This is a genomic window from Viridibacillus arenosi, from assembly GCF_001955655.1.
GTDB classification, from domain to species: domain Bacteria; phylum Bacillota; class Bacilli; order Bacillales_A; family Planococcaceae; genus Viridibacillus; species Viridibacillus arenosi.
The window spans coordinates 92,982-118,442 of sequence record NZ_MSPW01000001.1; the positions used below are offsets into that span (position 1 = coordinate 92,982).

27 protein-coding genes and 1 riboswitch are annotated in these 25,461 nt (G+C 34.5%); of the genes, 8 read left to right on the forward strand and 19 right to left on the reverse strand.

Annotated features, from left to right (window positions below; translation table 11 throughout):
- Positions 1 to 211: 211 nt before the first annotated feature.
- Positions 212 to 1,141, reverse strand: a complete 930-nt coding sequence (locus BK137_RS00405; RefSeq protein ID WP_038189935.1) for a tetratricopeptide repeat protein — start codon at positions 1,139 to 1,141, stop codon at positions 212 to 214.
- Positions 1,142 to 1,313: 172 nt separating this feature from the next.
- Positions 1,314 to 1,417: riboswitch (SAM riboswitch) on the forward strand.
- 71 nt (positions 1,418 to 1,488) lie between these two features.
- Here BK137_RS00405 and BK137_RS00410 point away from each other — a divergent pair.
- The 3 genes from BK137_RS00410 to BK137_RS00420 all read left to right on the forward strand — a co-directional run bounded on the left by BK137_RS00410 (position 1,489) and on the right by BK137_RS00420 (position 4,780).
- Positions 1,489 to 2,619: a methionine biosynthesis PLP-dependent protein gene (locus tag BK137_RS00410; RefSeq protein WP_038189938.1), complete on the forward strand. Its 1,131-nt coding sequence runs from the start codon at positions 1,489 to 1,491 to the stop codon at positions 2,617 to 2,619.
- The gene (locus BK137_RS00415) at positions 2,615 to 3,793 is read left to right on the forward strand and encodes an aminotransferase class I/II-fold pyridoxal phosphate-dependent enzyme (protein ID WP_038191081.1); all 1,179 of its coding nucleotides are present in this window, start codon (positions 2,615 to 2,617) and stop codon (positions 3,791 to 3,793) included. Before BK137_RS00410 ends, BK137_RS00415 begins: the two co-directional genes overlap by 5 nt.
- Positions 3,794 to 4,090: 297 nt before the next feature.
- Complete coding sequence (locus BK137_RS00420) at positions 4,091 to 4,780, forward strand: YoaK family protein (protein ID WP_038189940.1); 690 nt, start codon at positions 4,091 to 4,093, stop codon at positions 4,778 to 4,780.
- Between the two features lie 177 nt (positions 4,781 to 4,957).
- On the opposite strand, the gene msrB is transcribed toward BK137_RS00420, so the two are convergent.
- The 5 genes from msrB to BK137_RS00445 all read right to left on the reverse strand — a co-directional run bounded on the left by msrB (position 4,958) and on the right by BK137_RS00445 (position 8,184).
- Positions 4,958 to 5,383, reverse strand: a complete 426-nt coding sequence (gene msrB, locus BK137_RS00425; protein ID WP_038189943.1) for a peptide-methionine (R)-S-oxide reductase MsrB — start codon at positions 5,381 to 5,383, stop codon at positions 4,958 to 4,960.
- Entirely contained in the window at positions 5,380 to 5,904 is a 525-nt protein-coding gene (gene msrA, locus BK137_RS00430; RefSeq protein WP_038189947.1) for a peptide-methionine (S)-S-oxide reductase MsrA, read from the reverse strand. Before msrA ends, msrB begins: the two co-directional genes overlap by 4 nt.
- Positions 5,905 to 5,916: 12 nt before the next feature.
- The gene (locus tag BK137_RS00435) at positions 5,917 to 6,492 is read right to left on the reverse strand and encodes a YpmS family protein (RefSeq protein ID WP_038189965.1); all 576 of its coding nucleotides are present in this window, start codon (positions 6,490 to 6,492) and stop codon (positions 5,917 to 5,919) included.
- 7 nt (positions 6,493 to 6,499) lie between these two features.
- On the reverse strand, positions 6,500 to 7,270 hold the full coding sequence (locus tag BK137_RS00440) for a GDSL-type esterase/lipase family protein (RefSeq protein ID WP_038189986.1): 771 nt from the start codon (positions 7,268 to 7,270) through the stop codon (positions 6,500 to 6,502).
- Between the two features lie 74 nt (positions 7,271 to 7,344).
- Positions 7,345 to 8,184, reverse strand: coding sequence for a DegV family protein (locus BK137_RS00445; RefSeq protein ID WP_038189996.1), 840 nt, complete (start codon positions 8,182 to 8,184; stop codon positions 7,345 to 7,347).
- 192 nt (positions 8,185 to 8,376) lie between these two features.
- On the opposite strand from BK137_RS00445, the gene trhA reads away from it, so the two are divergent.
- Positions 8,377 to 9,012: a PAQR family membrane homeostasis protein TrhA gene (trhA, locus tag BK137_RS00450; RefSeq protein ID WP_038189997.1), complete on the forward strand. Its 636-nt coding sequence runs from the start codon at positions 8,377 to 8,379 to the stop codon at positions 9,010 to 9,012.
- Between the two features lie 109 nt (positions 9,013 to 9,121).
- On the opposite strand, the gene BK137_RS00455 is transcribed toward trhA, so the two are convergent.
- The 9 genes from BK137_RS00455 to BK137_RS00490 form a co-directional block, all read right to left on the reverse strand.
- Complete coding sequence (locus BK137_RS00455) at positions 9,122 to 9,601, reverse strand: dihydrofolate reductase (RefSeq protein ID WP_038189998.1); 480 nt, start codon at positions 9,599 to 9,601, stop codon at positions 9,122 to 9,124.
- Between the two features lie 12 nt (positions 9,602 to 9,613).
- On the reverse strand, positions 9,614 to 10,558 hold the full coding sequence (locus BK137_RS00460; RefSeq protein WP_038190000.1) for a thymidylate synthase: 945 nt from the start codon (positions 10,556 to 10,558) through the stop codon (positions 9,614 to 9,616).
- A gap of 389 nt (positions 10,559 to 10,947) precedes the next feature.
- Positions 10,948 to 11,550 (reverse strand): YpjP family protein, encoded by a 603-nt coding sequence (locus BK137_RS00465; RefSeq protein WP_038190003.1) that lies wholly within the window; start codon positions 11,548 to 11,550, stop codon positions 10,948 to 10,950.
- A gap of 698 nt (positions 11,551 to 12,248) precedes the next feature.
- Positions 12,249 to 13,046 (reverse strand): PhzF family phenazine biosynthesis protein, encoded by a 798-nt coding sequence (locus tag BK137_RS00470; RefSeq protein WP_051448836.1) that lies wholly within the window; start codon positions 13,044 to 13,046, stop codon positions 12,249 to 12,251.
- Between the two features lie 73 nt (positions 13,047 to 13,119).
- Positions 13,120 to 13,251 (reverse strand): hypothetical protein, encoded by a 132-nt coding sequence (locus BK137_RS22765; protein ID WP_268746473.1) that lies wholly within the window; start codon positions 13,249 to 13,251, stop codon positions 13,120 to 13,122.
- A 2-nt stretch (positions 13,252 to 13,253) separates the two neighbouring features.
- Positions 13,254 to 14,522 (reverse strand): helix-turn-helix domain-containing protein, encoded by a 1,269-nt coding sequence (locus tag BK137_RS00475; RefSeq protein ID WP_038190005.1) that lies wholly within the window; start codon positions 14,520 to 14,522, stop codon positions 13,254 to 13,256.
- Positions 14,523 to 14,789: 267 nt separating this feature from the next.
- Positions 14,790 to 15,581 carry a class I SAM-dependent methyltransferase gene (locus tag BK137_RS00480; RefSeq protein ID WP_038190007.1) on the reverse strand — a complete coding sequence of 264 codons (792 nt, stop codon included), beginning with the start codon at positions 15,579 to 15,581 and terminating at the stop codon, positions 14,790 to 14,792.
- Positions 15,569 to 16,006, reverse strand: coding sequence for a BrxA/BrxB family bacilliredoxin (locus BK137_RS00485; protein WP_038190012.1), 438 nt, complete (start codon positions 16,004 to 16,006; stop codon positions 15,569 to 15,571). The genes BK137_RS00480 and BK137_RS00485 overlap by 13 nt, the downstream gene beginning before the upstream one ends.
- 324 nt (positions 16,007 to 16,330) lie before the next feature.
- Positions 16,331 to 18,166 carry a DNA ligase D gene (locus BK137_RS00490; protein WP_038190016.1) on the reverse strand — a complete coding sequence of 612 codons (1,836 nt, stop codon included), beginning with the start codon at positions 18,164 to 18,166 and terminating at the stop codon, positions 16,331 to 16,333.
- Positions 18,167 to 18,274: 108 nt separating this feature from the next.
- On the opposite strand from BK137_RS00490, the gene ku reads away from it, so the two are divergent.
- Positions 18,275 to 19,099 (forward strand): non-homologous end joining protein Ku, encoded by an 825-nt coding sequence (ku, locus tag BK137_RS00495; protein WP_038190018.1) that lies wholly within the window; start codon positions 18,275 to 18,277, stop codon positions 19,097 to 19,099.
- A 91-nt stretch (positions 19,100 to 19,190) separates the two neighbouring features.
- A complete protein-coding gene (locus BK137_RS00500) occupies positions 19,191 to 19,448 on the forward strand; it encodes a GlsB/YeaQ/YmgE family stress response membrane protein (RefSeq protein ID WP_038190022.1) in 258 nt (85 codons plus the stop codon).
- A gap of 166 nt (positions 19,449 to 19,614) precedes the next feature.
- On the opposite strand, the gene BK137_RS22095 is transcribed toward BK137_RS00500, so the two are convergent.
- The 3 genes from BK137_RS22095 to BK137_RS00515 all read right to left on the reverse strand — a co-directional run bounded on the left by BK137_RS22095 (position 19,615) and on the right by BK137_RS00515 (position 22,137).
- Entirely contained in the window at positions 19,615 to 19,797 is a 183-nt protein-coding gene (locus tag BK137_RS22095) for a hypothetical protein (RefSeq protein ID WP_038190024.1), read from the reverse strand.
- A 530-nt stretch (positions 19,798 to 20,327) separates the two neighbouring features.
- The gene (locus BK137_RS00510) at positions 20,328 to 21,530 is read right to left on the reverse strand and encodes an MFS transporter (RefSeq protein ID WP_038190027.1); all 1,203 of its coding nucleotides are present in this window, start codon (positions 21,528 to 21,530) and stop codon (positions 20,328 to 20,330) included.
- A 25-nt stretch (positions 21,531 to 21,555) separates the two neighbouring features.
- The gene (locus BK137_RS00515) at positions 21,556 to 22,137 is read right to left on the reverse strand and encodes a TetR/AcrR family transcriptional regulator (protein WP_038190038.1); all 582 of its coding nucleotides are present in this window, start codon (positions 22,135 to 22,137) and stop codon (positions 21,556 to 21,558) included.
- Positions 22,138 to 22,581: 444 nt separating this feature from the next.
- On the opposite strand from BK137_RS00515, the gene BK137_RS00520 reads away from it, so the two are divergent.
- Positions 22,582 to 22,833 (forward strand): GlsB/YeaQ/YmgE family stress response membrane protein, encoded by a 252-nt coding sequence (locus tag BK137_RS00520; RefSeq protein WP_038190041.1) that lies wholly within the window; start codon positions 22,582 to 22,584, stop codon positions 22,831 to 22,833.
- A 112-nt stretch (positions 22,834 to 22,945) separates the two neighbouring features.
- Here the strand turns inward: BK137_RS00520 and BK137_RS00525 are convergent, their stop codons facing one another.
- A complete protein-coding gene (locus BK137_RS00525; RefSeq protein ID WP_038190043.1) occupies positions 22,946 to 23,125 on the reverse strand; it encodes a hypothetical protein in 180 nt (59 codons plus the stop codon).
- A 473-nt stretch (positions 23,126 to 23,598) separates the two neighbouring features.
- Between BK137_RS00525 and BK137_RS00530 the strand changes: the two genes are divergently transcribed.
- The gene (locus BK137_RS00530; protein ID WP_038190047.1) at positions 23,599 to 25,104 is read left to right on the forward strand and encodes a succinyl-CoA:acetate CoA-transferase ScpC; all 1,506 of its coding nucleotides are present in this window, start codon (positions 23,599 to 23,601) and stop codon (positions 25,102 to 25,104) included.
- Positions 25,105 to 25,461 lie beyond the last annotated feature (357 nt).

A 25,461-nucleotide genomic window follows, 5' to 3' on the forward strand; every position in this document is an offset into this window, starting at 1 on the left:
CTAAATGACTTGCAAACTCTAATGAGATTGCAAGTTTTTTTATTTCCCACTATTGATTTCGCTTTATAAAAATTTACTAAGTTCATACTATATCCCTCCTACCCTACACCTTTTCAAGACAACCTTTTATAGTAATATTAATGAATACACTTCAGTTATAGGCTCTATATAAACAAAAATGGCCAGAGATATTATCATTTCTCTCGGCCACTTACATATTTACATATTCATCATACGTTTTATTACCATGTACTTTGCATCCGTAAAGATAACATTGAGAAACATAATATGGCTCGAAGAAAATTTTAGGACGGTAGCCATTCAAAATACGACCAATCAGTGTATTATATTTTTCATTTGTATGTTGCAAGTCCATAATGGTTTCTTCAATATTCCCCTCTATGAATTCTCCATCCATCGCCCTTACTTTGCTTTCTACAATTTCATCAGTCGTTTCTGTCTTCATCTGGTCTATAATATCTGCGGTTTCTTCTACTCTACCTAATTGAATGAGTGAGTAGACATAATGTTCTACCCATTCATATGATCTAACTATTTCTCTCCATCCCATTTCAAATAACGGGATTGCTTCATCAAAATAGTTGATTTGAGCAAAAAGTTCAGCCACGTTTACTCCACCCATATAATTTTCATCATTTTCATTAACTTTTCTCAGTGTTTTAAGTACAGAATCGTGATCATCTAACTGTAAGTATGAAACCATTTCCGCATATTTCAAAAAATCGCCATCAGTTGCGGACTTTTTATAATGTTCTGCTGCCTTTTCAAAATTGTTCATATTAAAATATGCTGCTGCTAAGTTCGCATGGACTACTTCAGTATCTTTCATTTTTAATGCATATTCTAAAATCCTGATGGCTGAAATGTATTTTTCCATTCGCAAATAAATTTCACCTAGTAAAGCAAAAGGAAAATAATGCTTTGGCTGTTTTTCAATTGCTTCAGCTAAAAGGGGTAAAGTTTTATAATATTCTTCTGTGTCTCTTATATAAAAACATGCTAAGTTATGGAGCGATTGTATATCTCTCTTTTCCATTACTGCTTGCTCTAGCATCATTTGAGCTTCTTCAAATTTAAATTCTAGTAATAACTGATTAACAGCTATGTCATTTAAATTCATCTTGTCACCTTCCAATTCAACTATGCAATAATAGCATATTCATATAAAAATTGTACCACTTATAGAAATTTATAAACTTTTCAAATTAGATTTGCTTCATAATAAGGTTGATATTATCATATTCACATGGTAAAATTTCATTATTATTAACTTTCAAACAATTGAATATATTTACTTATCAAGAGAGATGGAGGGACTTGGCCCGTCGATATCTCAGCAACCACCCTAAATGCGGCAAGGTGCTAATTCCAGTAGACGTAGTCTTGTAGATAAGGAGATTGACTTCATATTTTGAAGGCCCTCTTCCTTAGAGGGCCTTTTACTTTTTTATAAAGGATGATGACATGATGACAAACAAAAACATTGCGACACAATTAGTTCAGCTGGGAAATCATACCGATTCCAAAACAGGTGCTGTGAACACACCAATCTATCTTTCTACCGCCTATACTCATGATGGGCTTGGCCAATCAACTGGTTATGACTATACACGTACAAAAAATCCAACACGTACCGTTTTAGAAGAAGGTTTTGCTAAATTAGAATCTGGAGACGCTGGCTTCGCCTGTAGTAGCGGGATGGCAGCTGTTCAATTAGTTCTATCCCTATTTAAATCGGGTGACGAAATTATTTTACCTGAGGATATCTACGGTGGTACATACCGTTTACTCGGTCAATACCAAGAACAATATGCAATCAAATCTCATTATGCAAAATTCTCTTCTGTATCAGAGGTTGAAGGTTTAATAAATGAAAATACACGTGCTATTTTCATTGAAACACCAACCAATCCATTAATGCAGGAGTTTGATATTGAACTTTATGCTAAGCTTGCAAGAAAGCATAGTTTATTATTAATTGTTGATAATACTTTCTTAACACCTTACTATCAACGCCCAATCGAGCTAGGTGCGGATATTGTTATACATAGTGCAACTAAATACATCGGTGGTCATAATGATGTTCTAGCGGGTCTTGTTGTAAGTAAGGGTAAAGAGCTTAGCGAAAAACTATTCACAAACCATAATGCTGCAGGTGCAACGCTTGCTCCAATTGACTCATGGTTACTGCTACGTGGATTAAAAACATTACACCTTCGCATGAAACAACATACTGAAAATGCTAAGCACATCGCGGCTTATTTAGAACAAGAACCTTTAGTAAAAGACGTTCTGTTTGCTGGTAAAGGTGGAATGATTTCCTTCCGTTTACAAAAAGGTGAATGGGTTGGTAAGTTTTTAGAAAACTTGAAGTTAATCGTCTTCGCTGAAAGCCTGGGTGGTGTTGAAAGCTTTATCACATATCCTACTACACAAACACATGCGGATATTCCTGAAGCAGAACGAATTGCTCGCGGTGTTGATGACTCCTTACTTCGTTTCTCAGTTGGTATTGAGGAAGCAGAAGATTTAATCGCGGATTTACAACAAGTTTTTTCTATCTTAGAAAAAGAGGTGTCATCATATGAGTTCAATTAATGAAAACATTGAAACAAGTTTAATCACTGCTTCTACTCGCGGTGATTACGAGCAAAAAACAGGTGCAGTTAATGTTCCAATATATTTATCATCTACTTTTGATCAAGAGCATTTCGATTCGTTTGGTCCATATGATTATAGTCGCTCTGGTAATCCAACTCGTGATGCATTAGAGAAAACGATTGCTGAACTTGAAGGAGGGGCACGCGGATTTGCATTCTCTTCCGGTATTGCGGCCATCGCGTCTGCATTTATGATATTAGAAGCTGGCGACCATATTGTTGTGACATCTGAAGTGTACGGTGGAACATACCGTTTTGTGACACAAGTGTTAACGAAATTTGGCGTTGAGCATACATTTGCTGACTTCTCTGATTTAACATCAGTAGAAGCGGCTATACGTCCAAATACAAAGGTGTTATATATAGAAACTCCAGCTAACCCGCTTCTAGGTATTACAGATATTGAAGGGGTTGTAGCTATTGCAAAGGCAAATGGTGCTCTAACATTTTTAGATAACACATTTATGACACCTTTATACCAACGTCCATTAGACCTTGGTGTAGATGTAGTGTTACACAGTGCCACTAAGTTTTTAGGAGGACATAGCGATATTATTGCAGGGCTTGCGGTAACAAAGGACGTAGAGCTTGGTAACCGAATCTACTTCATGCAAAACTCATTCGGTGCCATTTTAGGCGCACAAGACTCCTTCTCATTAATTCAAGGTATTAAAACGTTAAATGCACGTTTAACACAATCGACAGCATCCGCATCAAAACTTGCAAATTATTTAGAAGCTCACGAATTAGTAGAAGAAGTTCATTTCCCTGGCTTGAAATCGCATCCAGGTCATGACATCCATGCAAAACAGGCAAAAAGTGCTGGAGCTGTATTGTCATTTAAATTACCTAATCGCGAAATCACTAAAGCGTTTGTTGAACATGTTCAAATTCCGATTTTCGCAGTTAGTCTTGGTGGCGTAGAATCAATTCTCTCATATCCAGCCACAATGAGTCACGCAGCTATTCCTAAAGAGGAACGCGAAAAACGTGGTATTACAGACGGTCTTTTACGCTTCTCTGTAGGCCTTGAAAATATCGACGATTTAATTGCTGATTTTGAGCAAGCATTTGTAAAAGCGAAAGAACTTACTGTTGTAGGCAATAAATAGATGATTGTATGAGTCGCTCCACTAACTTGGTGGAGCGTTTTTTTCTATTTAAATGCAGTTTATTCATTACAGTAATTCCAAAATTCAGCTATAGTTTCATCAGAAAAAGCTTCCTATTGAAAAACTTAGATCGTCTGCAATGGTACTCAGCAGTTAAATCGAAAATATTTCTGAAACAGAATAAATGAAAATTGTGAGGTAAAGCTATAATTATTCATGCGACTTTTCTTTTACAAAAAAAGAAAACGAATTTTCATATTGGGAAAACAGGACATCTTTGATAAGGAGATAAACCAAATGGGAAATAAAACGAAAAACTTACTCGCTTTATCACCTAATTCATTGATTATGGGCATGATATTAGCTTTAGTTGGAGGATTTTTAGATGCTTATACGTATATTACGAGGGACGCAGTGTTTGCGACGGCACAAACAGGGAATATGGTATTATTTGCGGTGAGAGCTGCAAGTACGGAATATAACGGTGCCATTCTTAATATACCGCCCTTTTTGGCTTTTATAGCTGGAGTCTTGGTAGCAGAATATATAAAAGATAAACATACTAGCCACAAACGAGCTGTTTTACTTTTGGAATTCGCGATTTTATTTATAGTCGGATGGTTACCTACTAGTGTGCCAAATATGCTTATCACCATGTGCATTGCGTTTGTGTCTTCCTTACAAATTGCCACCTTCAACAAACTGGAAAAATGGAGTTACAATTCAACCATAACAACAGGGAATCTAAGAACCGCAGCTCAAGCTTCTTATGCTGCATTCGTGAAACATGATTCAGAATCGATGCGGAAATTTAATGGTTTTACTGCTATTATTCTTTCCTTTATAAGTGGTGCTTTAATTGGGACCTTCTTTAGTACGTATCTAGGAAAAACTTCCATCTGGATAGCAGCTGGAATTATACTGATCACCGTAATCTTATATCATAAAAGCAATGAAAATTCAAAAGAACCTCTAGAGAACTATTGACGCACGAATAAATACTTAATAAATTTACATCCCGATCTTCCAATGAGCATAACAACCATAATATTGTTTGTCGCTCTCTTTATATTTAATTCAGTAGTAAACTACACTTTGTAGTCTATTCTCTGAGTTCTACACAAAAAAAGGCAACCCACAAAATGTGGATTGCCTTTTTCATTTTCAATCAAAATATTTTAAATATTCACCATAGCCTTCTTCTTGTAATTTATCTTTAGGTATAAATTTCAAGGCAGCAGAGTTAATACAATAACGTAACCCTGTTGGCTGAGGACCATCTGGGAAAACATGTCCTAAATGTGAATCAGCTTCTCCACTACGCACTTCAGTGCGACGCATACCAAAGCTTGTATCGAAGTTTTCTTGTATACTAGCACCTTCCACCGGCTTGCTAAAGCTTGGCCATCCGCAACCTGCATTGAATTTGTCTTTTGAGTGAAATAAGGGTTCCCCAGATACGATATCAACGTATAGACCTTCTTCAAAATGACTATCATATTCGTTTTGGAATGGTGGCTCTGTCCCATGCTCTTGCGTGACATGATATTGCATCGGTGTTAATGTTTTCAACTTTTCTTCTTTGTTCATGATTTTGTCCCCCAATGCTGTTGTTGGAATGTAACTCGTCCTGAGCCAATTGAATAGCGCTCGTAATGTGCTGGATTCTTTTTGTAATAATGTTGATGATAAGTTTCTGCTGGGTAAAACGTTGTTGCTGGTAGAATTTGTACAGCGATTGGAGCTTTAAATTTACCTGATTCTTGTAATGCCTTTTTTGATGCTTCAGCTTTGTTACGCTGATCTTCATCATGGTAGAAAATGGCTGTCATATAAGACTGTCCACGGTCATAAAATTGACCACCAGCATCTGTTGGATCGATTAAAGTCCAGTAAAGATCAACTAACTTTTCATAAGAATAAATCGCTGGGTCAAAAGTAATTTGTACAGCTTCAAAATGTCCCGTTGTTTCACTACAAACTTCCTCATAAGTCGGATTTTCTGTATGTCCCCCAGTGTAACCAGATATGACGGACTCAATGCCCTCTTGCTGATCGAATGGTTTTACCATACACCAAAAGCATCCACCTGCAAATGTTGCTAATGCCATGTGCTACTCCTCCTATTCTTGAACGGGTACTGTTACTTCCAGTATAATCTTACCTTCTTTTAAATTAAATTCTTTTGCTTGCATGCGAGAACCTGAAAGTACTTCTATTTCTGTTAAACCCATATATACTTCCTCTTTGTTTGGACGAATAACCATCCAAGAAGGTAAATCTACTGAGTCATTTAATAATTTCAATGCCGTGCTTGGAGGGATATTCAACATTCCAACTTCTACATTTGTTTGTTTTAATATAAGATTGCCTTCTTCATCAATTGTTGGATCAAATTTCATCGTAATAGGCAGCTCCATACCAAAAACACTAAGCTCACTTACTAAAGACACTTCTTCATTGATGTACATATGTACAGGGATGGATTTAGCTTTCATCGCGTCCTGAATGTACTTGTTTGCAATGGCTTCAAAATCCGCTGGTGTTGTTTGAACTGATAGTTTACTACCTTCAGGCATTGCTGTTGTTTCTGGTATTGGCGCATCAGTTGCCGGTTTCGTAATGAACACAAACAATCCAATCATTACTGATAACATTAATGCAGTTAAAAAGAAAAAAGCTATTTTCCACTTATTCACCGTCACATCACTCCTTGAAGTCCATTTCCCCGTTGGTTAATTTTTTTAAACCGCATGACTTGATTGACCCTATTATGCGATCCGTCATTTCATCGTAGCCTCTTGCATTAGGATGGAAAAAGTCCGTATGATAAACCATATTCTCGTTCGAATCGAATAAATCCTCTACATTTACAAAACATGCATTTTTATCTGCCTCTGCAAAATCTTGAATATCTGTATTCCATTCATACAAAATCGTATTTAGGTCCGATTTTTCCTTCGTAAAGATAGAAAGAGGATTATAAACGCTTATTAAAATTATGGGCGCAGATTTATTTTTTTTTCGAATTAACTCCATAATTTTACCATAACGTTTTTGAAATTCGATGCGTTCCGAATCAAATGCTTCTTTATTTAAATTCATCAAATCACGTCTGACAATTTTCATCAAGTCATTTCCACCCATAGTGAGCGATATAAAATCAGCTTTTTTTAATTGTTCGTCAATTTTACCGCTCTCAAGCTGTGCTACGAGTTGATCACTTCGTCGACCTTTTTTTGCTGTATTTTCAACTTCGACGTATTTAACGCCTTCCCAGCCAAGCATCTGATCCGATAATCTACCGACATAACCTTGCTGATTTAACTCATCGCCAACACCTTCTGTTAAAGAATCACCTAAAGCAACGTAAATAATGTCTTTAGGGATGACTTCTTCAATAACTGGCATTTTTATTTCTTTGCTGCAAGCACTTAATAAAAGAAGTGCAAGCATGAAAATTATTAATTTCTTCACGTTCCATTTCTTCCTTTCGTTAAGTACGTCTAATGAAAGAAAGCAGGGAATGAAATCATCCCCTGCTCATCATATTAATCGGTATAGTACATAAAGCCAATTGCACCTGGGCCTGTATGTGTACTAATAATTGGTGAAGTATAGGCAAATTTCGTATCCATATAACCTGATTCTTCAAGTTGTTTTTTAAGTGGCTCTGCCATTGCTAACCCTTCAGCATGCGAAAGACCCACTCCTTTTATAACTTTCCCTTGTGTATCTTCTTTAAACTGATTAAATAAATATTTAACTACTTGTTTATGGCTTCGTACTTTTGCCACTGGGTTGTATGCTCCACCTTCAAGTGAAGCAATTGGTTTAATATTAAGTAAAGAACCAATCATACCTTTCCCTTTACCAATACGGCCACCTTTAATTAAATTATCTAAAACGTCAACAACGACGTATAAATTTGTATTTTCACGAACTATATTTAATCTTTCAACGATTTCTTCAACTGATTTACCTTGGTCAGCTAATTGGCAAGCTTCAAGTACTTGGAACCCTAAGCCAAATGAAGTAAAACGTGAATCAATAACGGTTACTTTTGAATCCGTCATACTTGCAGCAGCTTCTGCTGATTTTACAGTACCACTCATACCGCCAGTCATCATGATTGCAATAATCTCGTCGCCATCTTTTCCTAGTTCATCAAATAATTCTTTAAATACACCTGCAGCAGGTTGAGAACTTTTTGGTAATTCCTTCGCTTTACTCATTTGATCAAGGAATTCGATTGGAGTAATATCGACACCATCAGTATATGTTTGACCTTCAATATGAATTGATAGTGGAACGATATGTATTTCGTGTTTTTCAATTTCTTCTTTTGTTAAATCCGCTGTTGAATCCGTTACTATATGAATTCGTCTCACATTGACACATCCTTTATTTCATTGTTCTTATTATAAATTTAAAGCAAGGTCATTGTAAACCGTTAGCTATTTATTCTATTTTACTAGCTTTTGTCACACGATACACGTGACATTTGTCAGTTCAAATGCATTAAAATCAGTCGCATAATAGAAATATACAAAAAAACTTTCCGCAACAAGGAGGCAATTCATATGCAACAGGCTTTTGATTATAAAAACACGAAAGAAGAAATATGGAATGCCATAACACATGGCATCGCTTTCTTATTATGTATTCCAGCGCTTGTCTTACTCATTATGAAAGCAGTTGATAAAGGCTCTACACTATATGTTGTTAGCTTCATCGTTTTTGGCGTTTCAATGTTAATTCTATTTTTAGCTTCAACTTTACTTCACAGCATGCCTGAAAAATATAAAAAAATCTTTGCTATATTAGACCACTCATCTATCTACATTTTAATTGCAGGTACATATACACCTTTTCTGTTGATTGCATTAAACGGAGCACTAGGATGGACTTTATTTGGTATCATTTGGGCGTTAGCGTTACTTGGTATTCTTTTTAAATGTTTCTTTATCCACCGTTTTGAATTTGTTTCAGTGATCTTCTACATTCTAATGGGATGGCTTATTATTATCGCTATTAAGCCATTATATGCACATATTACTGGTGCAGGCTTCTCTCTACTTTTAAGTGGCGGGATTTTATATACGATAGGTGCTTTTTTCTACGCTTATCGAAAAATACCTTATAATCATGCGATCTGGCACTTATTTGTCATTGCAGGTAGTGCCATGATGTACTCATGTATATTGTTTTATGTATAATTGACTTTCTTATTTCCATTATTAGTTTGTCACTTATTTAACTATAATATAGTCAATTCAAATAAAAGGTTGCCACTAGTTACTTACCAGTGGCAACCTTTTCATTTACTTATTTACGCTCATATACCAAATACGTAAACTTCAAACCATCGTCTGTTTCATTCACTTCAGACTGGGAAACAACTTGCCATTCTTCATCATATGATGGGAAAAATGTATCGCCTTCGTATTGTTTTTCAATCTTCGTAACGTAAAGACGATCTGCCATTGGCAATGTAATACGGAAAATTTGCTCGCCACCAATAATCATTATTTCCTCTGATTCTTTTTTAGCTTGGGCTAATGCTTCTTCTAGTGAATGCACTATAACAATACCTTCTCTTACATACTTTTCATCACGTGTAATAACGATATTCGTACGACCTGGTAGAGGCTTACCGATAGACTCGAACGTTTTGCGCCCCATAATCATCGGTTTTCCCATCGTTGTACGTTTAAAATAAGCTAAGTCCCCTGGTAAATGCCATGGCATTGCATTATTTAAGCCAATAACGTTATTTTCATCATGAGCAACGATTAATGTAATCATTTACAAACCCCCTTATACAGCAATTGGCGCTTTAATGCGTGGATAAGGATCATATCCATCAATTGCTAAATCCTCTATTTCATACTCAAAAATGGATTCTTTTTCAGTTTTAATAATAAGCTGTGGCAATTCACGTGGTGATCGTGATAGCTGCTCTTTTACTTGATCAAAGTGGTTACTATATAGATGTGCATCACCTAAAGTATGGACAAAATCCCCCACTTCTAAGCCACATTCTTTCGCGATAAGATGCGTTAATAACGCATATGAAGCGATATTGAATGGTACACCTAGGAATACATCTGCACTACGCTGATAAAGCTGGCAAGAGAGTTTCCCATCTGCTACATAAAATTGGAATAGTGTATGGCATGGTGGCAAAGCCATATCATCTACTTCTGCAGGATTCCAAGCACTGACAATATGGCGACGTGAATTAGGATTGTTTTTAATTGATTCAATGACATTTTTCACTTGATCAATTGTTTCCCCATTATCTGCTGGCCATGAACGCCATTGTTTACCGTATACTGGTCCAAGATCGCCAAATGCTTGAGCAAAATCTTCATCATTTAATACTTTCTCTTGAAAAATAGTCATTTGCTCTTCGTATTGAACTTTAAATTCAGGATCCTCATTGGCACGCAAACCGAAATTCGTCATATCAGGTCCTTCATATTGGTCGCTTTTTACCCATTTTTCAAAAGCCCATTCATCCCAAATATGATTATTCTGTGCAATAAGTGTACGTACATTTGTATCGCCTTTTAAAAACCACAGTAATTCAGTCGCAATAAGACGGAAAGCAGTTCTTTTTGTTGTTAATAAAGGAAAACCCTTTTGTAAGTCAAATCTCATTTGATAACCAAACACACTGCGCGTACCTGTTCCTGTACGATCCCCTTTATCATTTCCTTCGTCTAAAATATGTTGGCAAAGTTGTAAATATTGTAGCACGGAACTGCCTCCTAGAAATTTATATAGTTTTAACTATATCATATTATTCCCCTTTATTATCTTAATAGCTTACGGAAAATAGTTAAAAAGATGAAAGAAATAATTACAATTACGCCCATAAATATCTGAATATTTCCTGGGTAATATTCAGATATTTCATGTTGTAGGGAATAATAGATAATGTCTATGTTAATGCATCTCCTTCCAACAACCTACAGTCTACAAACATATCCTCAAATATTCTTGCACTATCTCATTAAATATTTCCTGAAAATAAATAAAAGACTCCCCCGCACTTTTCTAAGCGGAAGAGTCTACTTTATCAGTTGTTTGAAATTTTTAATTTGCTTATCCAACTAATTTGATCAGTCCTTTTAGGTAAACTAAAATCAAGACAACCATTTAGGGGGAGTATTTTTAGACCAGTAGATTTCACCTAGGTCATAATGAGCTGTGAATTGATCTTCATACGTGTGGTAATGGAAATTGTAGTAATAGCCATCAAATGGCCGATTTTCAGTACGTACATGGAAGCGTATGACATCTTGTTTAGTTCCTGTGTTATATACATGGAAAATCTTCTCTGCATAATCACCACTTGGATTTTCAGTAATTGCCAATGACTTTGTTGTTTCGTTATCAAGACGATTTACTGTCATTTCAATTGCTTCTTGCATTTTAGGTAAAATGACATCATCAAATTCATCACTAATCTGTGGACCTACTCGTGAGCCAAATTTTAAATAGGCTTGTTCCTTTGCTGCTACAAAGGCATACTCTTCAAAAGTCTGTTCCTCTTCTGTTGAAATAACTGACTCATTCTGCGTTTCTATGTATTTCGTTAGTTGACTAGTAGTATCTCCTGAAAATTGTGCTTTAACATTGGAACTGTGATCTAGTAAACCTTCCCATATTGCATGACTCGGCGTAATTAAACCTAATGTGATTACCGCTACGGATGCAACAAGGAATTTTTGAATCCATTTTTGCATAATCATTACCTACTTTCGAACATTTTTAAATCTTTTAATATCTATATTATATATACGAATCTCACTAGTAAAAGTTTCAACATTCATAGTTTAATTGTACAAAAACTACAATAATAAAGATACTATTAGGAATATATAAACTATTACAATTAAATCCAATTCATAGCTAACTGATTTATTTTATAGTTCACACTATTACTTTACACTATAGGTATTGAACTAAAACATTATTACTGAAGTATCTTCAGAAAATCTATGTTTATTGTAAGTACATTTAGACACATAATTAAGACACTCCACAGATTTTATGTCTCACTAGTATATTGATATGCTTGAAATAAACTATCATCATTTACAGCAGATATATGTACGTATTTGTAAAAATTTGTTCACAAATCCTTGATGTATAAGGAATTGTATAGATTTTTTACTTTATTCATTGTACAATAATAATGAATAAACATGTTCGCTTTTTGTAATAAAGGAGGGACAAAAATTATGTCTTCAATTGCTATTGGTATTGGATTTTTATGTTTATTAGGATACTTATGCTCTCTATGTTTCACGGACTAATATTTACTAAGCCGCCTTGTTCTATTTGAACAAGGCGGTTTTTCATTACAAAATATATAAATTTTTTAATGATATTCTTCCTTGTATGCAAAAAACACAAGTACAATAAGTACTCGTGTTTTTTGTTAATTACATATTGGTATTAAACGCTGTCCTAAATAAAACGTCATTCCTTCTGTTTCAATAGGACGAGCAATGTGGGGGGCATTCATTAATATGCGGATGATTGAGACATTTTCATTTCTCAGTCTACATTCCGCTTTCATATTAAGTTTTTCAGTGAACATCTCATTTTTAAAGCGTCTAATATTATTAGCCGTGATTAAGAAAAATGATGATGCAAAAAGGCTATTAGAAACTTTTGCCTCTTTTATATTTAAATAATGGACAGACTGATCCACAGCAGGATAAACTTTTTCATGACTTTGAACTAAATTCCACGTCGGGAGCCCAGATTCTGTTACGCCATCTACTGCACAGCCATTCAATACCTGTAAAACCGGGTCACGACTTGCACCATAAGAATACGATGCACTTTTACATTCATTGAATGAATGTGAAGCTAGTTGTTTAGCATTTTTCTCCTTTTTAGCTTGCTTAAATAACTGTAAAGGGAAAATACCAACATTTGTTTCAGTGGTAATGACTTCTTTATTATTAGAAAATGGAGATTTCTCTAACGCATGAACAATTGCCATCGTACCATCAATTCCTGCATTCACTTCTCTAATTGGCGTAAAGTACCGAAGTCTTATATCAGCTAACTTAGACTTAACGATAAAAATTGTTTGCGTGAATCCAGTTTTCATTGCCACTTCTTGCATTTCAGAAGCTGTAAGTGAATTCCCGTCAAAAACAACCCCGATATTTGACTTACCCGTATGGCCACTTTTTCTCACTTCAAACATATAAACTTTGACCATGTCCTTGCTCACTTCCTTCAAGTAATAGATAAGAGACCGCCTTATTGATTGAACAATAAGGCGTGGTTTAATATTAGAAACTGTTTAAAAATGCTGTGATGAAGTGTAGACGTCCTGGTTCAGCCATTGAGAAAGTAGTAATAGAAGCCCCCACAAATGATAATAATGATAAAAGACTTATTACAGCGATTTTAGTTTTTTTCATAGTTAATTCTCCCCTACATATTTTTTTAAGCATTCAGTGCAAAGTAATTGCATTTCAAATGCTTTTTTATATTTTTTATTCTTTGCTAAATAGGTTGCGTAATGCTCAGAAGCTAGCTTTAATTCTTTTAAATCAATATGTTCTTTAAATATTTCGATACTTTGTTGAATAAATTCTTCATATTTTACAAAGTTACCTTTTTCATATTCTACCTTTGCTACTAAAAAATAATATCCAGCTCTCTGTTTATTTGTTAAGATACTATCTTCTAAAATATCCATCTCACATTCAAGAGTTTCTAACTGATTTAGTTTCAATAATATTTCTAACCTTAGTCTATTAGAAACAAATTTGTCAGCATAGCTAACTGTTTTTTTATATTTGATAGCAAAATCTATTTGTGATAAAGCTTCATCTAATTGATTTGTCTGAAATAAGATAAATGCATAATTATGATGCAATAATGCCTTTAAATTATGAAATTCCGGACGACAGATATTAAGCCCTCTTTCGATAAACTCTATTGCTTGTTTAAATTCATTTTTCTCTATTAATAAAATTGAAATTAAATTATAACTGTCTCCAGCCTTCATCCATTCATGTAACTTTAAATATAAATCCTTAGCTTCTATAGCATAAGATAGTGCATATTCAAATTGGCATTGATGATAATGTGACATTGCAATATTATATGAGATACGAGCTTTTAGTAATTGATCTTCACTAGTCAAAAGAAGCCTCTTGAACATTTCTCCACTTATCTTATAATCTCCAACATAGTAATGATATACCGCGGTGACATAAAGATATTGATACCTTGTAGAAACAAATAATTGAGATTCATCAATTTCTACTTTTGCAATTTCATTTTCATATAATTCAATTGCCAGATTATCTTGTTCCATCTTTACTAATGCTAAAAACTTAAGAAGCATAAAGTAATATTCTTGTCGAACGGAAGGTATATATTGAAATTGAACTTGATGTAAGTCCAAAAATTGCCGGACCTCTTCAACACTCTCCTTTTCAATTTTAGTTTCCAGGGTGGATAAGATATTTTGCATTTCAGTTGTATCTTCATAAATATTATGAAAATATCTTTCCGGCACTTCAAGTCTACCGGCTAGTAACTTGAGTGTATCAATAGAAGGGGTATATCTGCAATTCTCAATATTGCTGTAATGGGTTGGCGAGATGATTCCGTGACAAATATCTGCCTGTTTTAACCCCTTTAAAAGTCTGATTCGTTTAATTCTATTGCCAAGCTTCAAATCTTTCTCCCCCACTTCACAAAGAGCTAGTCATTTCTAAGAAAATATTGTTTTTTGATTTTAATTGAAATAAATACCAAAAAAGTATATTTCGGTGATTTTTTAGTGCCATTCCCTATTTACATTTTATTATTTAATAGGCATTTAGTATATAAAAAATAACATTTCTCTTTAAATAAATCATGATTAATAGGTAATTATTAGACATATTTTATTATAAAAAAACTGCTATTCACCGATTTTGATACCGTGAATAACAGTTTTTTTTTATGTTACTTCCTTAATTCCATAGTGAAATTTTGACGACAGACGGGTATCTCGAACAAAGCCATATTGCTCAAATAAATCAGAGCGGAAGTGCGCTTTTAATACTACTCTTTTCTTAGCAACACGTTCTGCTTGTACCATCCATTCATCCGATAACCCTTCATGAAGGCCTGCTTTTCGAAGTGGTTGAAAGCTAGTAGACTCTTCAATCGTTTCTTCGAACATTGGGTCCATATAGACTACTTCAAAACTATTGTCAGGTTGTAATTTCAAATAATCTAATGCTACTGAATGAACGACTTCAATCTGTTCCATACAAGAAAGAAGTGGTAAATCCGTTATATCGTAGCGCTTCATCCCTTCGCTTACGATGAATGCAACATTGGCATTACCCTCACAGCCAATTACTTTACCTGATTCACCGACCGCAAAAGCCGCCATCATACTATCTGTTGCCATACCTAATGTACAATCAAGAAAGGTATCGCCCTCATTCAACTGGCATGCAGCTAAAAAGGTATCTATTTCCCCCCTAGCTGCACGTTTCAAACGGAATGCTGCAGAACTTGGGTGGAAGAAGAAAGGAGCATCTGCCCCTAACGCATGATATTCATAGCGGTTTTTTCCCGCAACAATTACATTTGCATTATAAAATGTTGCCATTTTCGCAATACCACGCTTTTTTCGCTCAACAAAACGTACATTTAACGTGCTACATGCTCGTTCGGCAAGTTGCTTTGATAATGCATCTGGTCTTGCTGCAGTGGTAACAATCGTTGTTATTTCGCACATACTTGATCTAACACACCTGCTAAATGATCACGTACTTGCTCCATCGCGAATCCCTCGATTTGTTCACGTGGGATGAAATAAGCTAACTGACCATCTTTTAATAGTGCAATAGAAGGAGAGCTTGGTAACACTTCCTCAAAATAACTACGCATTTGTGCAGTTGCTTCCTTATCTTGTCCAGCAAATACTGTCACTAAATGATCTGGTTTATGTTCAGCAGCCTCAAGAGCTGCAGCAACAGCCGGTCTTGCTAAACCTGCAGCACAACCACAAACTGAGTTAATCACTACAAGTGAAGTACCTTTAGATTCTTGAACATGATCAGCAACATCATCTGGAGTTAATAGCTCTGTAAATCCAACATTAACTAGCTCCTCGCGCATTGGTTTAACAATACCTAACATATATTCTTCATAAGCATTCATATTTTCATCCTCTTTCATATCTATTTATAATCCTTGATTTATAAGGGTTTTCACCTTCTTATTGTATATGTACTTTCGTATAATTTCACCCTTTTTCACTTCTTATGTGATTTTTTTGTGATTTTTTCGAAAAAGGTAACATTACAAATTTGTGCATAATATGCAACGAAAAACGATAAAGAGCGACTGCCAATTGGCTATCGCTCTTTATCATGTTCTAACAAGTACCTAATCTTACTAGAAGGCTTATATTCCCCCTTCATATTGGATAATACGTTATTTGCAATAAAAGGTGAATGATAGTTTATGATGTTTTTTCAATTTTTATTTTTCTAACAATCCTTTTAATTGTTTAAGTACAGTTGTAAATTCTTTATCATTTTCACTTTCCCTAAAATTGCGGAAAGGATTCCCTACTTTATTGATACGTTCTAAAACAGCAGAGATAGTAAACATACTCGGATTTAAAGTCTCGTTTACTTCATCCCAGAATAACGGCGTCGCAATGAATCCTTTTTCATTTCCCCTCGGTGAATATGGGGCAATTATTGTCTTCCCCTCACGATGTTGTACATAATCCAGGTACAATTTATTATTTCTATTTTTCTTTAAGCGTTCAGTCGTAAACCATTGTGGATTTTGTTCAATTAAAAAGTCACAAACAAACTTAGTGAATATACCAGTCTCTTCATATGAAAATTTATCTAAAGGTAATGGAATATATATCTGCATTCCCTTTCCTCCAGAGGTCTTTACAAAAGAAATTAATTCGAATTGATCAAAGATAGCTTTCATATGCAATGCAGCTTCGACTGCTAAATGAAATTCATTTACAGATGGTGGATCCAAGTCAAATACAATTTCAGTTGGTCTATTTGTGTGAATAGGTTGAAATGGTATATGAAACTCTATAGCGAGTTGGTTTCCTAACCACAATAAGCTTTCGATGTTATTACAAATAATGAAGTTTGTATCTCCTACTTGTGTCGTTGTAACAAAATCAGGTACATTATCTGGACTACTTTTCTGATAAAAGCTTTCTCCTGGTACCCCGTGGGGATAACGAATAAGCGTTAAATTTCGGTCACGTAAAAACGGTAGCATATAAGGAGACACATTTTGTAGATACAATAAGTAATCATCCTTTAAAATATTGCTTGGAGGCCATATAGGCTTATCCGGATTTGTAACCTGAACTGATTCAGGAATTGGATGAAGTTGACGTTGCATTTGCTGCCAATGACATTCATCAGGACTCATCTCCAACTTAAAGGAATTGAATCTTGGTTCTCTTAATGTTTCTCCCATAAAATCAATGCACGCTATTTCTACACATATAGATGGTTCCAGTTCCCAAATGCTTTCTGAAATTTTTACCCCATTTGATTGAAATAGTGCAATTAAAGTATTGGTCTCTTCTTCTTTAAGACCGTGTTTAAACGTTACTACTTCCACAAGATGCTTATCTTGATAAATAGCACCATGAAAAAAGCCATTACTTTTATTGTATTTCGTAAGAATGGTAGTAACATATCTCCAATTTTTTATTTTTAACCAGTTAGTCGTTCTCTTTTCGCTAATCCATTTACTAGTCTTTCGTTTTGCAATAATCCCCTCTCCATTACTGACTAAGATTTTCTTCCACAATTCATTACTATCACTAAAAACGTCTATTGCTTGTAATCGATTAATGTCTTCATAATTTATTGTAGGTGGAAGTCTGAGCGTTTCAAATAATTTTTGTAAGACCTCTTTCCGCTTAATAAAATATGAGTTTGTCTGGCACTTCCCTTTATTTTCCAAACAGTCAAACACGACAAAATGACATGAGAATTTTTCTACATGCTTCTTTATAGTATTTTGACTACGCATTCGACCTCTTGTTTGTACTACAGAAAAATTACTATGAAAATTATTTGTTAAAAAAACAATTTCACCATCTAAAGTTAATGGTATAAACGATTTAATCTGTTCTTTAATTTCAAGGCAAAAATCAATTATCTCAGGGAAATTATGATTAAGTATATACCCATTTCTACTTATAAGTGTAGGTTCTTCATCCCAAATAAGCATACATCTGAATCCGTCATACTTTGCTTCATACAACCAATCTTCTCCTATTGGAATTTCAGTTGAAGCCGTTAAGAGCATTGGTTTCAATTTCTCTCCTACTTTCGAATGGAATACATTTAGTTTTCGATTATTTCTGCTATTGATACATAAAAAAGGCGAATAATTGCATAGTAAGAAGAAAACGAGGTGAAAGTAATGCACACAGTTTGGAAAGGTAGCATTAGTTTTGGATTGGTTAACATACCAGTTAAACTCCATACTGCAACTGAAAATAAAGATATTAAGCTGAGACAACTACACAAGGAATGTAATACACCAATCAGTTATAAAAAGGTATGTGAGGGTTGTAATAAAGAAGTTAAAGACGAGGATATTGTGAAAGCATATGAATATGCAAAAAATAAGTTTGTAGTATTAGATGCTGATGAACTTGAAAATTTAAGAAAAGAAAATGAAGATAAGGCAGTAGAAATAATAGATTTTGTAAGGATAGAAGAAATTGATCCCATCTATTTTGACCGTTCTTATTTTTTATCTCCAGATACCACAGGCAGTAAAGCATATTCTCTTTTAAGAAAAACCTTAGAAGAATCCGGTAAGATAGGTGTTGCTAAAATCATTATAAGATCTAAAGAACAATTGGCAATAGTACGTGTATATAAGGATTCGTTAGTTATGGAAACCATTCATTTCCCTGATGAAGTTAGGAGTGTTGCTGATGTACCTAATATTCCGAGTGAACAAATAGTAGTTCAGAAGGAGCTTGATACAGCTCTACTGTTAGTGGATCAACTAACAACTGTATTTGAACCGACAAAATACACTGACGAGTATAGAACGGCATTGATGGAATTAATTGAAGAAAAGAAAACTAGCAGTACTGTAACTGCAAGCGATAAACAGCCAGTACCCAATAATGTTACTGATTTAATGACGGCACTTCAAGCTTCGTTAGATAAGACTAAGACTACTAAGAAAAAAACAACTACGAGAAAGAAAGTTACAAAAAAGACTTCTTAAACAGTTTTTAGGAAATGAACAATCCTTAACAATACATGTTTCACTTTCAGTTAAAAGGGAAAAAAATATCAATTTTATAGGAGGTATAAATATGTTTAGTTTTCTTTGGTTTCTTATTATAGGTGGTATTCTAGGTTGGTTAGCGAGCTTAATTATAGCTAAGGATATCCCAGGCGGAATTATTGGTAATATTATTGCAGGTATTATTGGCGCTTGGATAGGAGGAAGTTTGTTTGGACAATGGGGACCAGCCTTAAGTGATTTTTATATCTTCCCTGCTTTACTTGGTTCTATTATATTAATTTTAATAGTAAGCTTTATTATGTCATTAATGCGTAAAGCCGCTTGATGATGGGTGAATTGATAATATCAACCACTGTTATGTAAAAATGGTAGAACCAGCAGAAAAGTAATTAATTTCCCGTCCTTATTATGTTTAGGGACGGGATTTTTTTATTAACTTATTGCACTAATTTGTACCAGTTTAATTAATCAAACCTGACTTCGATCCCCTTTTATTCATTACATGCATTAGTTGGCTCATCACCGAATACTTTAGCGAATGTGTTAGATATCTTTTGTGTTTGTAAGCACATTTTATATTCTTTTTCATCTGATAATCCAAAGTTCAATACTAAACTTGCCATGATAGTTACTGAAAATACTACACCTAACCCAATAATCATTTTCTTTTTCATTTTGATTTCCCCTTTCAATTTGAAAATATTTCCTATTACAAGCGTATCAAAGATTTAATAGCCCGTATATACAGTAGCAGACTGACAAAATTCTAAGACTCTAGTCTTAGAATTTCTAACTCGTAATTCGATATGTTTGGTTCCATCTTCTAGCTTCCACTCAGTTGTTTGTACTACACTTTTTAAGGTGACGAACCTACAGAAAAATAATTATTTTCCTTTCCTTATTAGATTTAAGTACGGAATTTTTTTGTACAAATAAAAAAGCCCTATCCAATCTATTAGCTACAGTTCTTTCAGATACTTTAAATTTTGAGTAACTATTGTATATGTACTTTCGTATAATTTCACCATATTTCACTTCTTATGCGATTTTTTCGAAAAAACCATATTATAATTTGTCCTTTATAAGTAAATAAAAAGACATAAACTAAACCCCGAATTGGATCACTTTTCAAGTGTCCAATATTCGGGGTTCAGTTCACATAGAAACAATATATTTCTTCAGAAGGCATCTAATGCTTTTCTAATTATTCTGCAAAGCTTTCTGCCATTTTATTTTCTTTCCAAATGAATGTAAAACCAAGGCCGATGACCAAAATGACAGCTGCAAAAAGATATGGATAGTTTATATTTACGTCAAATAGTATTCCGGCCATAGCTGGTCCTACAATATTACCTAAGCTCGTATAGGTTGAGTTCATTCCAGCAACAAATCCTTGCTCTTTTCCGCCTGCTTTTGATAAAAATGTCGTCAATGCTGGGCGAAGCAAGTCAAATGCTAAGAAGATAAAGCAAGTAACCGTCAATACTGCCAAATAGCTAGAGATCATGGTAGAACCCACCGCCAGTATTGCACCTACAATTAGACATAATTGGATTAGTTTCTTTTCACCAAGAATATCTACTAATTTTCCGAACATAAATACTTGTACAACAACTCCGAAGATTGAGCTTATAGTAATAATAGCTGCAATGTCCTTCGGCGTGAAGCCAAATTTATGATCAGAAAAAAGGCTAAAAACTGTTTCATATGCTGATAAACCGAACGCCAGCACAAATACAATGATAAATGCAATAAAGAAAACCGGATTAAGTGATTTTTTTAAATCGCCTATAAAGTTTGTTTGCTTATTATTAGCGAAGTTTTCAGCAAGTTGTTCTTTTGTTAACGGCTCTTTCAAAATAAACATTGATGAAATGCATGCTAAAAAAGCAATGCCGGCCGCAAAGAAGAATGGCAAGCGTATACCATATTCAGCGATGAAACCACCAATACCAGGTCCTATAATAAAACCAGTACTAATGGCAGCAGAGATATAGCCCATTGCTTTTGGTCGTTCCTGAACTGATGTAATATCTGCAACATATGCAGTAACACCTGGCATAATAAAGGCGGCACTAATACCCCCTAGGATCCTTGATAAATAAAGTACCGATACGTGAGTACCTACACCAAAGATAAGTTCTGAAATACCAAAAAGGAATAAACCGAGTGTAATGATTTTCTTTCTGCCATAACGGTCAACCCAACGCCCTGCAAATGGTGACATAATCAGTTGTGCTACCGCAAATACAGCAATAAGATAGCCCATCGTACTTCCTGATAAATGCATGATATTCATAAAGGACGGCATAACCGGGATGATAAGCCCTATTCCTAGAAATGGAATGAATATATTGCTAAGCAGAATTAATAATACTGCTTTTTGATCTTTTATTGGTTTCTTCATGTATTAACACCTCTTTCTGTATGATTCAATGATGTGATACTCCCCTCCAAAATACTGTCCAAGAGGCTTCTAATTTATCCTTTAGCCGTTTTTCATCATTGCCGTAAACAAGTTCCAGCAAAATGGAATCGACAACTCCTAAGAAAGCATAAGTCGGCGTTACAGCTGACTCTCCAACGATTAATTTATCATTGATCCAATCCTGAAATTTTCTTTCCAGTATCGTCTGCACCTTTCCCTCAATATCTATGACTTCTTGTTCGATTACTTTTTCAAGATGGGCTGGTGGAAAAAAAGACATACGAAGCCAAAACTTTAACTGCTCATTTTTTTGGAAAAGATCTATGATCAATTGTAGAAATCCGTACAATACTTTTTCAGGATTTTTTTTATCAACTTTACTGAAATATTGGAGTTTTGAAGATAGCTCTGTCTCTTTCGCATCATGTAAAACTTGCAGAAAAAGATCATCTTTCCCTTTAAAATGGGAATAAATGGATTGTTTTTTCATACCAACTTCTTCAGCTATTAGAGAAAGGGAAGCTCCTTCATAACCATGAATTGTGAAATATTTTAGAGCTGCATCCTTAATTTCATCACTTTTCAATAATGTCACCTCAATTAATTACCTAACGAACGGTCGTTAGTTATACTAGCAAATTAAATAAAGAAAAGCAAGTGGAAAATACTCTACACTTGTGAAGTTTTGGTGTGAGTATTATAAGGTTGCAGAATAGTAAAGTAGCTGGAGGAAAATGGTTCAAAAGATAATATTTTATGTATCTGTGGAGAATGCGAAAAGATGTTTCAAGATGAGAAATAGTCGCATATGGCCTATCTATGAATTTAACAATGAATATTGCAAATCGAACAATTGATAAACTTGTAGATGCTTTGTAAGGACACAAGCATTAATACACTCAGATCAAAAATCCTCCCCTCCCCATACAGAAAGCAGAGTTAATTCTGAAACTTATTTTACTATTACAATTTATGTTTCATATTTATTTTATCGGGAATAAGTACAGCATGATTATAGGGAGGTTTACATATGTTTAGTTTTATTTGGTATCTTATTATTGGTGGGATTTTAGGTTGGTTAGCAGGTTTAATTCTTGGTAAGGATATTCCAGGAGGAGTTATAGGTAATATTATCGCAGGTATTATTGGTGCCTGGATAGGAGGAACATTATTAGGACAATGGGGTCCAACATTAAGTGACTTCTATATTATCCCAGCTTTAATTGGGTCTATCATATTAATTTTCTTCGTAAGTTTCATCATTAGATTAATGAATAAATAAAAATAAAGACCTGGGCTCATTGCTCAGGTTTTTATTCTCTCCCGAATATTCATGTCTATAAGAAAAGCACCATAATCAAGCCTTGACTACTTTTTACGTTTAGATGGTTAGTTTATACCGTTTTCGCTTTTCTTTTCTTATTAATATAGAAAGAAAAAAGATATCCAGCAGTCCAACCAAACACCATTAAAATAAACAATTCAAAATTGAATTTACCATAATAAAGCGATTGAACAATTAATACTACCGTTATAAAAATAAGAGATATGAAATAGTTTTTTATTCGAGGCAATTAAAACTACCTCCTTTTAAATTTTATTTAACAATGTACTTTTTAATGATACCAAACTAAATCATACATTGAAAAGACACTTGATGTATGTAATAAAAAAATGATATCCGTAACAACGTGAAATTTTATTAATCAAATAATCAATTAAAAGTGAACTATAGCAGCTCAGAAGATTCATCCAAATCTATTGTAATCTTTTCCACTTCCTTTACAGTATAGTATTTGTGAGCTAATCATAAACTATTTCAATAATCTTTATATTATTATCTCATATAATACTCCCTATATTTTCATCAAAAGTAAGTCTCTCACTCAAACAAAGAATTATATTTTTTTTTAAAAAAAATAAATAATTTCTTTATTTTTAGTCATATTTTCCCTTTGTCTCGAATATATGAATCATATGGTGGTTTTTGAATCATCCTTGCTATGGATAAAGACTGTAGAAAATGAAGCACTTAGGAGGAGTTAAGATGAAAGCAACGATTGAGAAACGTTTAGGTTTGAAGGAATTAGCGGACAAAGTTGTTTCTGCCGAAGAAGCTGCAGCACTAATTTCAGATGGAGATGTAGTTGGGATGAGTGGATTTACTCGTGCAGGAGACGCGAAAGTTGTGCCATTAGCACTAGTAGAACGTGCCAAAAACGAAAAATTCCAAATCGATGTTTATACAGGTGCTTCTCTTGGCCCTGAAGTAGACCGTTATTTAGCTGAAGCTGGCGTTATTCGTAAGCGTGGACCATATCAAGGTGAACCTGCATTACGAAATCTCATTAATAAGGGTGAAGTTCTATATGTAGACGGTCACCTTTCTCATGTTGCTGAATTAGTCCGACAAAATATTTATGGACCTATTAAATTCGCTATCATTGAGGCATGCGCTATTACGAAAGATGGTTATTTAATTCCTACAAATTCGGTTGGAAACTCACCAATCCTTGCAGATTTTGCAGAAAATATTATTGTTGAACTAAACATTTCATGCTCAGAATCTTTCATTGGTATTCATGATATTTATGTGCCTGAAAAGCAAGGTGATCGTGGTCCAATCCCAGTAGTAAGCGCTACTGATCGTATTGGAGAAATTGGCATTAAAATTGATCCTAAAAAAATCAAAGCTATTGTCATTTCAGAAAACACGGATGCCCCTTCTTTAATTGTGCCTCCTGATGAGGAAACAGATATTATGGCCAATAATCTACTTAATTTCTTACGAGATGAAATTAAGGCAGGTAGATTAACTTCTAAACTTGCTCCAATTCAATCTGGTGTTGGCTCAGTAGCAAATGCTGTCTTACAAGGATTCCAAGATTCAGAATTTGAAGATTTAGAAATTTATTCTGAAGTTCTACAAGATGCTGTCTTCCATCTAATTGATGCTGGAAAAGTAACATTTGCATCTGCTACTTCGATTACATTATCTGAGGAATTAGGTAAAGAAGTATTTGAAAATATGGACAAGTACGCTGATAAACTGTGCTTACGACCACAAGAAATAACTAACCAACCTGAAATAATTCGTCGTTTAGGTTTAATCTCAGTCAATGCGGCACTAGAGGCTGATATTTATGGGAATGTCAATTCAACACATGTTTCTGGTACACGAATGATGAATGGAATTGGCGGATCCGGTGACTTTGCCAGAAATGCAAGATTAGGTATTTTCGTAACAAAGTCTTATGCTAAAGGTGGCACTATCTCATCAATTGTTCCCATGGTCTCACACGTAGATCATACCGAACATGATGTAGATGTTTTGATTACTGAGCAAGGTGTAGCTGATCTACGCGGTTTAGCTCCGAAAGAACGCGTGCCTTTAATCATTGAAAACTGTGCACATCCCGATTACAAAGAACAACTATGGGCGTATTATAATGATGCTGTAAAAAAAACAGGTAATAGCCAAACACCTCATAATTTAGAAAAAGTATTTTCTTGGTACGTCAACTACGCTAAAAATGGAACAATGGTTGAGTAATTGTTCCGCTTGGTACACATTTAAACCAATCCTTTAAATAAAGAAAGAGCGCCTTTCCTGTAACAGAATAGTTGTCTTACTTCAACGCCCTTCACGTTAAATCATGAAAAGCTATATATCAATGATGAATGATATTTTCTGTATGGCTATCTCTTTCATTACCGCTCATTGCTAGTGGGGGACTTGGGGGACTATTTGGGGGACCCATAAAATTATAAGGGGTTGGTAAATACAAAGCTGGCAGGCGCGTATACAACTCTAAAAATATATTTAAAAAGAGCGATGGCCTCTAGGCTATCGCTCTTTATTATATTCTAACCCTAGTCGCATTTTTACTTCCTCATTCACTTTATTAAG

What these genes read in the sequence shown, in the direction of transcription:
- BK137_RS00405 (WP_038189935.1), bottom strand. Translation starts at nt 1,141, where the DNA reads ATGAATTTAAATGACATAGCTGTTAATCAGTTATTACTAGAATTTAAA.
- BK137_RS00410 (WP_038189938.1), top strand. Translation starts at nt 1,489, where the DNA reads ATGACAAACAAAAACATTGCGACACAATTAGTTCAGCTGGGAAATCAT.
- BK137_RS00420 (WP_038189940.1), top strand. Translation starts at nt 4,091, where the DNA reads ATGGGAAATAAAACGAAAAACTTACTCGCTTTATCACCTAATTCATTG.
- msrB (WP_038189943.1), bottom strand. Translation starts at nt 5,383, where the DNA reads ATGAACAAAGAAGAAAAGTTGAAAACATTAACACCGATGCAATATCAT.
- msrA (WP_038189947.1), bottom strand. Translation starts at nt 5,904, where the DNA reads ATGGCATTAGCAACATTTGCAGGTGGATGCTTTTGGTGTATGGTAAAA.
- trhA (WP_038189997.1), top strand. Translation starts at nt 8,377, where the DNA reads ATGCAACAGGCTTTTGATTATAAAAACACGAAAGAAGAAATATGGAAT.
- BK137_RS00455 (WP_038189998.1), bottom strand. Translation starts at nt 9,601, where the DNA reads ATGATTACATTAATCGTTGCTCATGATGAAAATAACGTTATTGGCTTA.
- BK137_RS00465 (WP_038190003.1), bottom strand. Translation starts at nt 11,550, where the DNA reads ATGCAAAAATGGATTCAAAAATTCCTTGTTGCATCCGTAGCGGTAATC.
- BK137_RS00470 (WP_051448836.1), bottom strand. Translation starts at nt 13,046, where the DNA reads ATGGTCAAAGTTTATATGTTTGAAGTGAGAAAAAGTGGCCATACGGGT.
- BK137_RS22765 (WP_268746473.1), bottom strand. Translation starts at nt 13,251, where the DNA reads ATGAAAAAAACTAAAATCGCTGTAATAAGTCTTTTATCATTATTATCA.
- BK137_RS00480 (WP_038190007.1), bottom strand. Translation starts at nt 15,581, where the DNA reads ATGTGCGAAATAACAACGATTGTTACCACTGCAGCAAGACCAGATGCA.
- BK137_RS00485 (WP_038190012.1), bottom strand. Translation starts at nt 16,006, where the DNA reads ATGAATGCTTATGAAGAATATATGTTAGGTATTGTTAAACCAATGCGC.
- ku (WP_038190018.1), top strand. Translation starts at nt 18,275, where the DNA reads ATGCACACAGTTTGGAAAGGTAGCATTAGTTTTGGATTGGTTAACATA.
- BK137_RS00500 (WP_038190022.1), top strand. Translation starts at nt 19,191, where the DNA reads ATGTTTAGTTTTCTTTGGTTTCTTATTATAGGTGGTATTCTAGGTTGG.
- BK137_RS22095 (WP_038190024.1), bottom strand. Translation starts at nt 19,797, where the DNA reads ATGAAAAAGAAAATGATTATTGGGTTAGGTGTAGTATTTTCAGTAACT.
- BK137_RS00510 (WP_038190027.1), bottom strand. Translation starts at nt 21,530, where the DNA reads ATGAAGAAACCAATAAAAGATCAAAAAGCAGTATTATTAATTCTGCTT.
- BK137_RS00520 (WP_038190041.1), top strand. Translation starts at nt 22,582, where the DNA reads ATGTTTAGTTTTATTTGGTATCTTATTATTGGTGGGATTTTAGGTTGG.
- BK137_RS00530 (WP_038190047.1), top strand. Translation starts at nt 23,599, where the DNA reads ATGAAAGCAACGATTGAGAAACGTTTAGGTTTGAAGGAATTAGCGGAC.